Here is a 13,439-nt window from a genome sequence, read left to right as displayed (position 1 = left end):
CTAGCGTTGGTTGGTCAGGCGCGGGTCCAGCGCATCGCGCAGGCCGTCACCCATCAGGTTGATCGCCAGCACGGTGATGGCCAGCAGAATGCCCGGGTACAGGATGGTGTAGAACGCCACGGCCACATAGTTGCGCGCGTCGGCCATCATGTTGCCCCAGCTGGGCACCTGCGCCGGCACGCCGACGCCCAGGAACGACAAGACCGCTTCGGTCAGCACGGCGGTGGCCGCGATGAACGTGGCCTGCACCACCAGCGGCGTCACCATGTTCGGCAACACATGCCGGCGCAGGATCACCGGCAGACGCGTGCCGATGGCGTGCGCCGCTTCCACGTACAGCTGTTCGCGCAGCGTCAGCGCCAGCGAACGCACCAGCCGCACCACACGCGGCACCTGCGGAATCGCAATGGCGATGATCACCGTCGTAAGGCTGGCGCGTATCACCGCCATCAAGGCGATGGCCAGCAGGATGTCGGGGATGGCCATCATGCCGTCCATGATGCGCATGATGATGGCGTCGGCCCAGCGCACAAAGCCGGCCAAGAGCCCCAGCACCACGCCCAACAGCGTGGCCACCAGCGCCACCACAATCGCCACCACAAGCGACACGCGCCCGCCCCACACGACGCGGCTGAACACATCGCGGCCCATCGCGTCGGTGCCGAAATAGTGCTGCGCCGACGGCGGCTTCAAGCGCTGCAAGGGGTTGATCGTAATGGGGTTGTGCGTGGCGATCCACGGCGCGGCAATCGACAGGCCCGCCACGATCAGCAGCAGCACCAAGCCAATGATCAGCGTCGGATGCTTGCGCACCCAGCGCCAGCGCCGGCCGCTGGCCGTCAAGGCCTCGTGCAGCAGAATGGGCGCTGCGGGCGCGGGGGCCGCAGCGTTGGAAAGGGAATTATCAGACATGGTGTTCTCCCGCGGCGGGTCAATAGCGGATACGCGGATCGAACAGCCGGTAGCTGAGGTCGATCAACAGATTGATCAGCACGTAGGCGCCGGCCGAAATCAGCAGCACGCTCTGGATCACCGGATAGTCATGATGCTGAACGGCGTCGATCACCAGCCGGCCAATACCCGGAATGGCGAACACGGTTTCGGTCACGACCACGCCGCCAATCAGCAGCGCGATGCCCACGCCCACCGTTGTCGCAATGGGAATGGCGGCATTGCGCAACGCGTGCTCCAGCACCGGCAGCACCGCCAGGCCTTTGGCGCGCGCGGTGCGGATGTAGTCTTCGTGCAGCACTTCAACGACCGTCGCCCGCGTCATGCGGGTGATGAGCGCGATGTACACCAATGCCAGATTGATGCACGGCAAGGTCAGGTTGCGCAGCCACGGCCCGATGCCTTGGGACAAACTGACGTAGCCCTGCACCGGCAGCCACTGCAACTTGACGGCAAAGCCGTAGATCAGCAGGTAGCCCACCAGAAACACCGGCAACGAAAACGCCAGCACCGCGAACAGCATGACCAGGCGGTCGATCCAGGTGCCGGCGCGGTAGGCCGCCAGCACGCCCAGCGGCACCGCCACCAGAATCGACACCAGCATCGTGATGGCGGCAATCGACAACGTGGGTTCCACCCGCTGCGACAACAGCTGCGTCACCGGCACCTGAGTGAAGATGGAGGTGCCAAGATCGCCCTGCATCAGTTTGGCCGCCCACAGGCCAAACTGGCGCCACAGTGGCTCGTCCAGGCCCAGCGCCGTGTGCAGCTTGGCGATGTCCTCGGCAGTGGCGAAGTCGCCGGCAATCAACGCCGCCGGGTCGCCGGGCGACAGGTGGATGAGCAGGAACACGATCACTGCCACCACCGCCATGACAGGCACGATGGCCAGCACGCGCCGAATGATGTAACCCATAGTTGTCTCGCGTATCGGTAACGGCGGCGGACTACTTGTCCAGCACCCAAAGGTTCGGCAAGCTCCAGATCTTGTCCGCGTGCTTCAGGCTGTTATGCGCGGCGAAAGCGCGCGAATACTGGCCGATGGAAATCACGGGGAAGACTTCGTAGACGCGTTCCTGGAACTGATCCAGCACGCGCTTGCGCTCGTCCGAACTGGTGGCGGAAATCCACCGCTCGCGCAGCTCATCCAGCTTCTTGTCGCACGGCCAGCCCGGCAGGCTGTTGCCGCACACCGCGCCCAGATACGTGTTGCTGATGGGCGAGTCCACGTTGAACTCGGAGGCCGCCGACAGGAAGATGTTCCAGCCGCCCTTGTCCAGCGTTTCTTTGCGGGCGCGGCGGGCGGTCAGCGTGGCCCAGTCCATCGACTGAATGTCCAGGTTGACGCCGATGTCCTGCAAGGCCTGAATGGCGACCAGCGTGGCGGAATTCAGATAGGCCAGATCGGTCGGCAACAGAATCGCCAGCTTCTCGCCCTTGTAGCCCGCTTCGGCCAGCAGCTTCTTGGCCAGCGCCGGGTCGGGTTTGGCGTAAGGCGCCGCGCCGGCCGTGCTGTCGTTGGGGCCGCCGCAGATGAAGACCGTGGCGCAGTACTTCATGCGCAAGTCGTCCGGGTAGCCCATGGCGGCCGTGAACTTGTCTTGATCCACCAGATGCGCAATGGCTTGGCGCGCCTTCGGGTTGTCAAACGGCGGCATGGATTGGTTCAGGATGATGTAGCCCTGAGCGCGTTCCAACACGCCGATCTTCACGTTCTTGTTGGCGCGCAATGCGTCGATGTAATCGGCGGGCGCCTGCTCGATCATGTCGACTTCGCCGTTGGTCAGTGCGGCCGTTGCGCTGTTGGAGTCGGGCAGCACGCGCCATTCCACGCGGCCAATGTGCGGCGTCTTGTCGCCTGCGAGTCCGTCTGCGGGCGCCTTGGGGCCGATGTAGTGCGGGTTCTTTTCGAACACGATCTTGCTGCCCGGCACCCATTCATCGCGCTTGAACACGTAAGGGCCAGAGCCCACCACTTCGGTCAACGGGCGGGTCGCCGGCTGCGACGCCAGGCGCTTGGGCAGGATGAACGCGGGGTAGCTGGACACCTTCGCCAAGCCGTCCAGCACCATGTCGAAGGGCTGGGTCAGTGTCAGCTTGAAACGCGTGTCGTCCAGCGCTTCCCATTTGCCGCCAGCGCGCGTGATGGCCTGCCCGATGTTGTCGCGGGCCGACCAGCGTTCCAGCGACGCAATGACATCCGCCGTGGTCAGCGGCTGACCATCGCTGAATTTCAAGCCAGGCAGAAGCGTGAACGTCCACGTCTTCTTGTCGTCGCTGGCCTCGTACTTCTCAACCATCTGCGGCTGCGGCTTGCTGTGCGTATCCATCGCGAACAGCGTGTCGTAGACCATGTAGCCGAAGTTGCGCGTGATGTAGGCGGTGGTGAAGGTGGGGTCCAGCACCTTCAGATCGGCGTGTGGCACGATGCGCAACGTCTTGGGCGACGTATTGGCTTGCGCGTGCGCGGTCGCCGCACCCAGGGTGCAGGCCAGCGCCAGCGTCGTCGTCGAGAACAGGCAAAGCAGGCGGTTTTTCATCGCACTAGGCTCCCATCAAATTGGTGGATTCGCCGGCGGCTTCGCGCCGGCAGGATCTTAAAGCGGCCACTTCGGCAGCCGGATGTTGCGATACGTCAGCGTCTTCCAATCCGGCGTCGCAACGCCTTTGCCGCCCACATAGATGATGTGGCGCGCCACTTTGGAGAACGACGCGTGGAAGTGCTGCGCCGACTTGACCACGATGATCTTCTTGGCCGCCAGATCGCATTCCAGCTGCGTGAAAAGATCCATATTGATGGCCTGGTTGCGCACGGAAGTCAGCACGATCTGGATGCCCTGCGCCTCGACCAGCACGCAGTCGCCCATCGGCGCGGGCGCGCCAGACAGGCCGGTCATCACCATTTCGGGCTGCACGGCAAGCACCGTGCAACGCAGGTCGACGGGGTCACCCGATAGCGGGCCGACCTTGCCGCCGATGCGCAGGGCCAGCTCGGCGCCCACGCCCGCATCGAACGCGATGCGCGCGGCAACCGGGTCCCACATGGGCCCCAGCGCCGCATTCGTGATGCCGCGCTCAAGCATGCGGCGCAACACGAAGGTGGCGTCGCCCGGCGCGCCGCTGCCCGGGTTATCGGGCCGGTCGGCCAACACCACCGGGCCGCCATCGAACGCCAGCGCTTCGTCCAGCGCTTCATCCACGCTGCGGTAAGGCACCATCAGTTGTTCACGCATGCCGATCAGTTCGTCGGCAAGCGTGCGCGCAAGCGTTTGCGCCGCGGCCGCATCACCGTCGGCATAGACCAGCACCTTGGTGCCCATCTCGGGCACGTCACCGGTGGCGAAGCCTTGCGCGGCCGAGATCGACAGAATGCCGTCGCGCCCTTCCAGCGCCTTGATGCGGCTGACAAAGCCACGCGCCGGTTCGCGCGTGGTGTGCATGGGCACGATCATCTGGCAGTCGACCAGCGCCGCCACAGGCCGGGTGCGGCGGGCGTGCGCGTCCAGGCACAAGGCCAGCAGGTCTTCTGCGCGTTCGCGGATGTCGGTGTGCGGATATTCCTTGAACAGCACCAGCACCGTCGCCTGTTCCACCATCAGCGGCGTCAGGTGCGCGTGCGGGTCCAGCTCGGCGCCCACGATGACGTTCGGGCCAACCAGCTCGCGCACACGGCGAAGCATGTCGCCTTCGCAGTCGTCGTAGCCATCGGCCACCATGGCGCCATGCAAGCCCAGCAGCACCATGTCCACGGGCAGCGCGGCGCGCAGGTCCGACAGAATTTGGTCGCGCAAGGTTTCGTAGGCGGCGCGCGTCGTGTTGCCCCCCGGTTGTGCCGAAGCGACCAACCCTTCCACCAGCGTCCAGCCGGCTTCGCGGCCCTGCAAACGCGCCACATAGAGCGGCGCGCCTGCGAAGGTGACGGAATCGGGGTGCGTGCCCGCCGGGTAGTAGTCGCGCTCTTGAAAGGCGGCAAGACTGGTGGGCATGGGCGCGAAGGTGTTGGTCTCGGTGCCAAGACCGGCGCTGAAGACCTTCATGGCTGCGCTCCCGGACAGGCTGGCGCAAGCGCCGCGGCACGCGCGGCGATCCGGTAAGACGTCATCATTTCCCCTTGTATAGGCCGGTTATCCGTCATCGCCTGCCTGGTCAACAAGGTGGCGCTGCGTTCCGTATGCGGATCATCGGCGGCCGGGCACCCGCGGCACAAATAGCTAACGTGCGGCTATGGATAACCCAAGGTTATGGTGTGCGCGTTTTTCGGGAAAAAAGCGGGGGAAATGCCCCAGAGATGCGCGTGCGCTAGGGAAAACGATAGGGCGGCAACGCGTCGCCACACACATATCGCAAGGTTATGGATAGCGCGTGTTTTGGAATTTGCTCAGCCACACACACGCGGCTCAGAATCGTGCCCTACCTGAACCTACGAGGCGAGTCATGCGGGTATGCGTAATTGGGGCGGGCGTGGTCGGCGTTACGACGGCGCACCTGTTATCGCGGGCGGGCCACGAGGTCACGCTGGTGGACGAACGCGCGGAGCCGGCGCTGGGCAGCAGCTTCGCCAACGGCGGGCAGCTCAGCTATAGCTATGTGGCGCCGCTTGCCGGCCCGGGCGCATTGGCGGACATGCCGGGCTGGTTGTTCCGGCGCGATTCGCCGCTGCGATTGCGCTATCGCTTCGACCCGTCGCAATGGTTCTGGCTGGCGGGATTTTTGCGGGCGTGCCGCGCATCGGTGTCGCGCGCATCCACCGCGCAATTGCTATCGCTGTCTTATCTCAGCCGCGACACCTTGCACGCCTTGCTGGCGGAAGCGCCCATGGATTTCGGCTTGTCCCGAACCGGCAAGCTCATCGTGTTTCGGGACGCCGTGCAGCTGGAGAAGGCCGCCGCGCTGGTGCGCTACCAGGCCGAGCACGGCACGGACCAGCGCGTGCTCTCGCGCGACGAGACGCTGGCGGCCGAGCCCGCCCTTGCCGGCATGGGCGCGCGTATTGCGGGCGCCGTCTATACCCCCAGCGAAGAGACGGCCGACTGCCATCGCTTTACCGGTGCGCTATTCCAGCGGCTGCACAGCGCGGGGAACGTAAGCGTCCACATGAACACCCGCGTGCAAGGCTTGCGGCGCGAACGCGGCCGCATCGTCGCCGCACAAACACCGGCGGGTGACGTGCAGGCGGATGCGTTCGTTGTGGCCTCCGGCATCGGCAGCCGGCCGCTGCTGGCGGCGTTGGGCCAGCGCGTGCCGCTCTACCCGCTCAAGGGCTACAGCCTGAGCGTGCCGATCACCGCCGACACCGCCGATATCCCGGCCATCAGCGTCACCGACTACGAACGGCGCATCGTTTACGCGCGCCTGGGCAATGTGCTGCGCATCGCAGCCATGGTGGACATCGGCGCCAAGCACGCGGACGTTGACGCATCGCGGCTGGCGACGTTGCGGCGACAGGTCGGTGAAGCGTTTCCCCGGCTGGACCTGACGCGCGCGTTAGCTTGGGCGGGCGTGCGCCCCGCCACGCCAACCAGCAAGCCGCTTATTGGCAAGAGCCGCGCCGCCAGCAACTTGTGGCTGAACATCGGCCAAGGCGCGTTGGGCTTCACGCTGGCCTGCGGCAGCGCGGCCTTGTTGACCGCGCAAATGAGCGGCAGCGCCTTGCCCATCGACGCCGCGCCGTTTCAACCCTGAACGGGCGCCGCGCGCGCCTTGGAGCCGTCTCATGCGTATCTTCACCGGCGCACTCGCCACTGAAACCAATACCTTTTCGCCGTTGCCAACCGGCTTGGCCGCCTTCACGTCGCGCGAGTATCTGCCTGCCGGCACGCACCCCGATCACATGACGTTCTACGGCGGCCCCTTGTGGGTCGCGCGCCAACGCGCGGATGAATATGGATGGACCGTCATCGAAGGCTTGGTGGCCTCGGCGCAGCCGGGCGGCACCACCACACGCGCCGCCTATGAAACCCTGCGCGACGAGCTGCTTGCCGACCTGCGCGCCGCGCTGCCAGTGGACATGGTGCTGCTGGGCCTGCACGGCGCCATGGTGGCCGATGGCTACGACGACTGCGAAGGCGACATCCTGCAACGCGTGCGTGCGCTGGTCGGCCCCGATGTCATCGTGGGCGCCGAGCTGGACCCGCACGCGCACCTGACGCCGCTGATGGTGGAGCAGGCGACGGTGCTGGTGCTGTTCAAGGAATATCCGCACATCGACGTCTACGAGCGCGCCTGTGAACTCGTGGACCTGTGCCACGCTGCGCACTTGCGCCAGCAGCGTCCGGCGCCTGCCCTGGTCGATTGCGACATGGTCGTGCCCATGCACACCACGCGCGAGCCGGCACGCAGCTTCGTCAGCCGCATCAAAGCGCTGGAAGGGCGCGACGGCATTCTGTCCATCTCGGTGGCGCAGGGGTTCGCCACGGGCGATGTGCCAGAGATGGGCACGAAGGTGCTGGTCTATGCCGACGGCGATGCGGCCCGCGCGCAGACGCTTGCGCGCACGCTTGCCGACGAACTGATCGGCATGCGTGAACAACTGATGGTGCCTTACCGCAGCGTAGATGAAGCGCTGGACGAAGCGCTTGCGTTCGATGGCGGACCCATTGTGCTGGCCGACCGCTCCGATAACCCGGGCAGCGGCGCCGCCGGCGACTCCACTTATCTCCTGGCGCGCATGCGAGAGCGCGGCATCCGCAACGCCGCGCTCGGCCCGATGTGGGACCCGGTTGCCGCGCGCATCGCGTTCGATGCGGGCGTGGGTGCCGAGCTGGATCTGCGCATCGGCGGAAAGGTGGGCCCGCTGTCAGGCACGCCCGTCGACGCGCGCTGCCGCGTGGTGGCCACGCACGCCAACATGATGATGACCGGCAACTCCAATACGCAAATCGCGTTGGGTGATTGCGCGCTGGTCGACGCGGACGGCATCCTGATCGCGCTGGTGTCGCTGCGCACGCAGGCCTATCACACCGACCTCTTCACCCAGCTGGGTTGCGATCTGACCGCGCAACGGCTCATCGTCGTGAAATCGGCGCATCATTTCTACGCCCGCTATGCGCCCCTGGCGCGCGCCGTGGTGTACGTGGCCGCGCCGGGTTCCGCCAGCCCGGACTGGCGCAGCCTGCCTTACCGCAAGATCCGCCTGCCGAAATGGCCCATCGCCTAGGGCGCGCCTGGCGGTCTCCTTTCGATTTGGAATGACCGCGTCATCCATTGGTATTAACGGCGTCACGTGTTCACCATTCGTTGACGCCAGTTGGCATACAGTGCTTCATCATGAACCGTTCCCGGGCGAATTCGCCCGCCCCGGACAGGAGCCATCCTGAAATGACTGAAGCGCCAGCCACCGATCCGCCCCGGTTCCACTGCCGCCTTATCGCCGCCGCGCTGCTGACCGGGCTGCTTGCCGGCCTGGGCGGCATGTTGCTCGGCATGCTGTTGCACGCGGTCCAGCACGTGGCCTATGGCTACAGCCTGGATCACATCATCAGCCACGAGACCTTCCTGGAAGGCGTCCAGGCCGCCAGCGGCGAGCGGCGCTTGGGTGTCTTGATGCTATGCGGGCTGATCGCGGGCGGCGGATGGTGGCTGATCTACCGCTACGGACGGCCGCTGGTCAGCGTGACGCAGGCCGTGCAAGACCCCGCCCTGCGCATGCCCGCCATGACGACCCTGGCGCACGCCACACTGCAAATCATCACCGTAGCGCTGGGCTCACCGTTGGGCCGCGAAGTCGCTCCGCGAGAAGTGGGCGCGCTGGCCGCCAGCCGGCTTGCAGCGTGGCTGCGGCTGCCGCCCGAACAACACCGGATGATCGTCGCCTGCGGCGCGGGCGCGGGGCTGGCTGCGGTCTACAACGTGCCGTTGGGCGCGGCGCTTTTCGTGCTGGAAGTGTTGCTGGGCACCTTCGCATGGCCCGCCGCCATGCTGGCGTTGGTAACCTGCTGCATCGGCGCCGTGGTGGCGTGGGCGGGCTTGGGCAACGACATCCAATACCTCGTTCCCGACATGTCAGTCAGCGCCAGCCTGATCGTCTGGTCCGTCGTGACAGGGCCGCTGTTTGGCTGCGCCGCGTATGGCTTTGTGCGGCTGACCACCGCCGCCCGCCGCCGCGCCGCACGCGGATGGCGGCTGCCCGTGACGGCTTTGTTGAATTTCACCATGATCGGCGGGCTGGCGATGCTTCTGCCTGCGTTGCTGGGCAACGGCAAAGGGCCGGCGCAACTGGGCTTCAGCAGCGAGCTGACGATAGGCATGGCGGCGATTTTGCTGGTGCTGAAGGTGGCCATCACCACCAGTTCGCTGCGCGCAGGTGCGTCCGGCGGGCTGCTGACGCCAGGCATCGCCATCGGCGCCTTGATGGCCGTTGTGCTGGGCGGGCTGTGGAGCCTGGCCTGGCCTGACGGGCCGCCTGGCGCCTATGCCGTCGTTGGCGCGGCGGCATTTCTGGCGTCGTCCATGAGCATGCCGCTGACGGCCATCGTGCTGATTCTCGAATTCACGCGTGTAGATCAGGGTTTTTTGGTGCCGATGATCCTGGCTGTGGCAGGCTCTGCGGTAACCCATCGTTTTTGCACGGCCCGCGCCGCCCGCAGCGCCGATGCCGCCCGCGCACCGCGGCCTGAATCCGCTTGAATCCGCTTGAATCCGCTTGAATCCGCTTGATCCCGATTTATCCCGCCTTATCCCGCTGACCCGGCACGCAACACCTCCCGACCCGAGATTTTCATGAAGTCACGCAACCTTACCGGCATCCAACGCTACGACGCCCCCGCAGGCGGTTGGGGCGCGCTGAAAGCCACCGCCCAAGCCGTGGCGGACCAGATGCGCATTGCCGAAGCGCCTGTTTTGCTTCTACGCACCAACAAGCCCGACGGCTTCGATTGCCCCGGCTGCGCCTGGCCCGACAAGGCTCACACGTCCACCTTCCAGTTCTGTGAAAACGGGGCCAAGGCGGTGACGTGGGAAGCCACCAAGAAGCGCGTCACGCCCGACTTCTTCGCCGCGCACACCGTCACCGAATTGCTGACCTGGAGCGACCACGACCYGGAAGACGCCGGCCGCCTGACGCATCCGATGATTTACGACGCCGCCAGCGACACGTACCAAGCCATCGAATGGGACGCCGCCTTCGCTCGCATCGGCCGCACGCTGGCCAGCCTGCCTGACCCGGATTCGGTTGAGTTCTATACCTCGGGCCGCGCGTCGAACGAAGCCGCGTTCCTGTTCAGCGCCTTCGCGCGCGAGCTTGGCACCAACAACTTTCCCGATTGCTCGAACATGTGCCACGAGGCCACCAGCGTCGGCCTGCCGCAAGCCATCGGCATCGGCAAAGGCACGGTGTCGCTGGACGACTTCGACACCTGCGACCTGATCATCTCGATGGGCCACAACCCCGGCACCAACCACCCGCGCATGATGGGCACCTTGCATGAATGCGCCCGCCGCGGCGTGCCCATCATCGTGTTCAACCCCTTGCGCGAACGTGCGCTGGAACGCTTCGCCGATCCTCAAAACCCCATTGAAATGGGCACCATGGGGTCAACGCGCATCGCCTCCACGTACTACCAGGTGAAGGTCGGCGGCGACGCGGCCGCGCTCAAGGGCATCATGAAAGCGCTGGTGGACGCAGACCGCGCCACGCCCGGCGTCCTGGACCACGCCTTCATCGCCGAACACACCCACGGCTTTGACGCCTACGTAGAAGACCTGGACGACACCGCCTGGTCCGACATCGAACAGGCCAGCGGCCTGACGCGCGCCGAGCTGGAGCTCGTCGCCGCCGCCTACGCCAAGTCGAACGCCACCATCGTCACCTACGGCATGGGCATCACCCAGCACGCGCGCGGCACGCAGAACGTGCAGCAGATTGCGGCGCTGCTGCTGATGCGCGGCAACTTCGGCAAGCCCGGCGCCGGCATCTGCCCATTGCGCGGGCATTCGAATGTGCAAGGCAATCGCACCGTCGGCATCACCGAAAAGATCGACCCCGTGATGTTCGACAACTTCGAAAAGACTTTCGGCTTCCGGCCGCCCGAGCGCCACGGGCATGACGCCGTTGACGCCATGAAGGCGATGGTCGACGGCGCTGCGAAGGCGCTGATCTGCCTGGGCGGCAACCTGGCGATGGCGCTGTCCGACACCAGCCAATGCGCGGCCGGCATGCGCCGCCTGGATCTGGCGGTGCACATGAACACGAAGCTGAACCGGTCGCACCTGCTGATTGGCCGCGATTCGATCATCCTGCCCGTGCTGGGCCGCACGGAAAGCGATGTGCAGGCCAGTGGTGCGCAGTCCATCACCGTCGAAGATTCGATGTCGATGGTGCATGCCTCGCGCGGCAAGCTGGCGCCAGCGTCCGAGCACCTGCGCTCGGAACCCGCCATCATCGCCGGCATCGCAGCCGCTACGCTGCCCGGCAGCCGCATCGCCTGGCATTACCTGGTTGAAGACTACAACCGCATCCGCGACCTGATCGAAAAGGTCTACCCGGACTTTCACGGCTACAACGAACGCATCCTGAAACCCGGCGGCTTCCGCCTGTCATTGCCGCCCACCGAACGCATCTGGAAGACCGCATCCGGGCGCGCCGAATTCCTGCCGTTCAAAGGCTTGCAGGAAGACGTTGCCGCCACCGCCCCCGGCAGCCTGAAACTGACCACGCTGCGCAGCCACGACCAATACAACACCACCATCTATGGCCTGGACGACCGCTACCGCGGCGTGTTCGGCCGCCGCGACGTGCTGTTCATGAATCCGTCCGACCTGAAGCTGCACGGCCTGGAACCCGGCGACGAAGTCGACATCCACACCAGCCTGCCCGGCGAATCCCACCGCCACCTGCGCCTGACCGCCATTGAATACGACATCGCCGCGGGGTCCGTCGGCGCGTACTACCCGGAAGCCAATGATCTGTGCCCACTGGATTATCAGGACAAGCAAAGCGGCACGCCCAGCTATAAGTCGATTCCGGTGGTGATTCGGAAAGCTACTTAAGCTCCAGCGTCGCCCCAATCACCCGCATCGTCGGCATCAGCTGGCGCCATGCGTCTTTGGGGATGGACGCCGGGCGTTTCAGCTCTGCGGCGGCGGGGTCGTTCAGCAGGTCGCCCTTGCAGGCGAAGACGATGCTGTTGGTCATGTCGTCGTCGACCACTTCGAACATCGCGGAGCCGAACGATTCGCGCACGCGGTCCAGGTACTCGTGGTGCATGGGGTGGTTGACGTGGAAGTTGATCACCAGGATGCCGTCGTCGCGCAGCGCGCGGTAGCAGTCGGCGTAGAACGCTTCGGAGCAGAGCGCGTCGGGGATGCCGCCCACGCCGTAGCCGTCCAGGAAGATCACGTCGGCGTGGTCCGACACGTCGCGCATGTGATCGGCCGCGTCGGCCTGGATCACCTGAAAGCGCTCGCTGTCGCGCGGCACCATGAAGGTGTCGCGCAGGGCGATGACGGCGGGGTCGATCTCGACCACTTCAATCTGGGTGGTGGCCAGATACCGATGGCAGAACTTGGGCAACGAGCCGCCGCCCAGGCCCACCATCAGGATGCGGGCGGGTTCGGGCTTGAACAGCACGAAGCCCATCATCATCCGCGTGTATTCGATTTCCAGCGCATCCGGGTTCAGCACAGACATGCTGCTCTGAATTTCCTTCTGCGTGAAATGCAGCGTGCGGCGCGTGCCGGCATTCTGGACGAAGGGCCGGTGGATGGCCGCCGGCTCGTCAGGTTGCGATGCGTCGGCGGGAAAAGAAGAGTCGGACATGGGCAGGGCAGAGGGTGAAAACAGGCACAAGATACCATCCGCATGGCAGACGGCACCCGCTTGCCGCCTGCGCCCAGCCGCCTACAGGAACGATTTGCCTTGCTTTAGCACCTGGTCGCACGCCTGACGGGTGATTTCTTTCTTCAGGCCGCTTCCGCTCAGGTCGAGCGACTTGCCATCGCTGCCCTTCAAAATGCCTTGCACACCCGAGCTGTAACCGGTGTCGGATTCGGCCTTGCTGGCGCCGCCTGGCAGCTTGTCCATCAACTTGTCTTTCACAGCCTGCGCGTCGCCGCCGCTCAGGTAATTGTTCTTGATGCAGTACTGCAATACGCCGGCTGCGTTGCCTGCGCTGCCCGCGCTGAGCGATGACAGGGACGAGGCGCTGCCGCCCAGGCCCTCCATCTGTCCCTTCACGGAATCGAGCAGTTGCGCGTGCGCCCCTGCCGCGACGCATTGCGCTGCAACCAGTGCTGCCGCACTAATGAAATGCCTGACTTGGATGCGCATGATGTGCTCCCAGAAGCGGCCCGCAGGGCGGACCCGTCCGGAAAACTATAGGAGATCCGGCGCACGAATCCCGATCGCCGTAGCAATTGAATTCGCAACGTCACGCCTTGGCAACAACGCGCAATTCCGTACACACGTTAAGTATTTATATCGCCTGCCGTTAACGGGATATACCCCTGCATGTCACCGGCCACACACGCCCGTGACTCGACGAAAACCATAA

The 13,439-nt window shown here is 65.3% G+C and carries 10 protein-coding genes; 4 read left to right on the top strand and 6 right to left on the bottom strand.

What is annotated here, in order from left to right; all coding sequences use genetic code 11:
- From AC1DB0_RS09100 to AC1DB0_RS09085, 4 genes are read right to left on the bottom strand one after another with little or no spacing between them, the layout of a single operon-like run.
- Nucleotides 1-912, bottom strand: a complete 912-nt coding sequence (locus AC1DB0_RS09100; protein WP_054421104.1) for an ABC transporter permease — start codon at nt 910-912, stop codon at nt 1-3.
- A gap of 19 nt (nt 913-931) precedes the next feature.
- Nucleotides 932-1,867, bottom strand: coding sequence for an ABC transporter permease (locus tag AC1DB0_RS09095; protein ID WP_054421103.1), 936 nt, complete (start codon nt 1,865-1,867; stop codon nt 932-934).
- Between the two features lie 31 nt (nt 1,868-1,898).
- Nucleotides 1,899-3,491 (bottom strand): ABC transporter substrate-binding protein, encoded by a 1,593-nt coding sequence (locus AC1DB0_RS09090; RefSeq protein WP_476757382.1) that lies wholly within the window; start codon nt 3,489-3,491, stop codon nt 1,899-1,901.
- Between the two features lie 57 nt (nt 3,492-3,548).
- Nucleotides 3,549-4,988 (bottom strand): M81 family metallopeptidase, encoded by a 1,440-nt coding sequence (locus AC1DB0_RS09085; RefSeq protein WP_447576929.1) that lies wholly within the window; start codon nt 4,986-4,988, stop codon nt 3,549-3,551.
- A 397-nt stretch (nt 4,989-5,385) separates the two neighbouring features.
- On the opposite strand from AC1DB0_RS09085, the gene AC1DB0_RS09080 reads away from it, so the two are divergent.
- The 4 genes from AC1DB0_RS09080 to AC1DB0_RS09065 all read left to right on the top strand — a co-directional run bounded on the left by AC1DB0_RS09080 (nt 5,386) and on the right by AC1DB0_RS09065 (nt 11,937).
- Nucleotides 5,386-6,633 (top strand): D-amino acid dehydrogenase, encoded by a 1,248-nt coding sequence (locus AC1DB0_RS09080; protein WP_447980821.1) that lies wholly within the window; start codon nt 5,386-5,388, stop codon nt 6,631-6,633.
- A 31-nt stretch (nt 6,634-6,664) separates the two neighbouring features.
- Nucleotides 6,665-8,107, top strand: a complete 1,443-nt coding sequence (locus AC1DB0_RS09075) for a M81 family metallopeptidase (protein WP_476757381.1) — start codon at nt 6,665-6,667, stop codon at nt 8,105-8,107.
- A gap of 161 nt (nt 8,108-8,268) precedes the next feature.
- Nucleotides 8,269-9,576: a chloride channel protein gene (locus AC1DB0_RS09070; RefSeq protein ID WP_476757380.1), complete on the top strand. Its 1,308-nt coding sequence runs from the start codon at nt 8,269-8,271 to the stop codon at nt 9,574-9,576.
- Nucleotides 9,577-9,669: 93 nt separating this feature from the next.
- The gene (locus tag AC1DB0_RS09065; RefSeq protein ID WP_476758647.1) at nt 9,670-11,937 is read left to right on the top strand and encodes an FdhF/YdeP family oxidoreductase; all 2,268 of its coding nucleotides are present in this window, start codon (nt 9,670-9,672) and stop codon (nt 11,935-11,937) included.
- On the opposite strand, the gene AC1DB0_RS09060 is transcribed toward AC1DB0_RS09065, so the two are convergent.
- Together AC1DB0_RS09060 and AC1DB0_RS09055 are read right to left on the bottom strand one after the other, a co-directional pair.
- The gene (locus AC1DB0_RS09060) at nt 11,930-12,706 is read right to left on the bottom strand and encodes a fused MFS/spermidine synthase (protein ID WP_346552484.1); all 777 of its coding nucleotides are present in this window, start codon (nt 12,704-12,706) and stop codon (nt 11,930-11,932) included. The two genes, AC1DB0_RS09065 and AC1DB0_RS09060, sit on opposite strands and share 8 nt — an antisense overlap.
- 81 nt (nt 12,707-12,787) lie before the next feature.
- Nucleotides 12,788-13,216, bottom strand: coding sequence for a YjjA family protein (locus tag AC1DB0_RS09055; protein ID WP_476757378.1), 429 nt, complete (start codon nt 13,214-13,216; stop codon nt 12,788-12,790).
- Nucleotides 13,217-13,439: the final 223 nt, after the last annotated feature.

This window comes from Achromobacter sp. 10T422 (assembly GCF_056394065.1).
Note: the sequence above shows the minus strand (reverse complement) of the source record. Positions and strands in the feature narration are given on the sequence as shown.

Excerpts from the sequence above, each read along its gene's own strand:
- AC1DB0_RS09085 (WP_447576929.1), bottom strand. The coding sequence starts at position 4,988 with ATGAAGGTCTTCAGCGCCGGTCTTGGCACCGAGACCAACACCTTCGCG.
- AC1DB0_RS09070 (WP_476757380.1), top strand. The coding sequence starts at position 8,269 with ATGACTGAAGCGCCAGCCACCGATCCGCCCCGGTTCCACTGCCGCCTT.
- AC1DB0_RS09090 (WP_476757382.1), bottom strand. The coding sequence starts at position 3,491 with ATGAAAAACCGCCTGCTTTGCCTGTTCTCGACGACGACGCTGGCGCTG.
- AC1DB0_RS09095 (WP_054421103.1), bottom strand. The coding sequence starts at position 1,867 with ATGGGTTACATCATTCGGCGCGTGCTGGCCATCGTGCCTGTCATGGCG.
- AC1DB0_RS09055 (WP_476757378.1), bottom strand. The coding sequence starts at position 13,216 with ATGCGCATCCAAGTCAGGCATTTCATTAGTGCGGCAGCACTGGTTGCA.
- AC1DB0_RS09060 (WP_346552484.1), bottom strand. The coding sequence starts at position 12,706 with ATGTCCGACTCTTCTTTTCCCGCCGACGCATCGCAACCTGACGAGCCG.
- AC1DB0_RS09075 (WP_476757381.1), top strand. The coding sequence starts at position 6,665 with ATGCGTATCTTCACCGGCGCACTCGCCACTGAAACCAATACCTTTTCG.
- AC1DB0_RS09080 (WP_447980821.1), top strand. The coding sequence starts at position 5,386 with ATGCGGGTATGCGTAATTGGGGCGGGCGTGGTCGGCGTTACGACGGCG.
- AC1DB0_RS09100 (WP_054421104.1), bottom strand. The coding sequence starts at position 912 with ATGTCTGATAATTCCCTTTCCAACGCTGCGGCCCCCGCGCCCGCAGCG.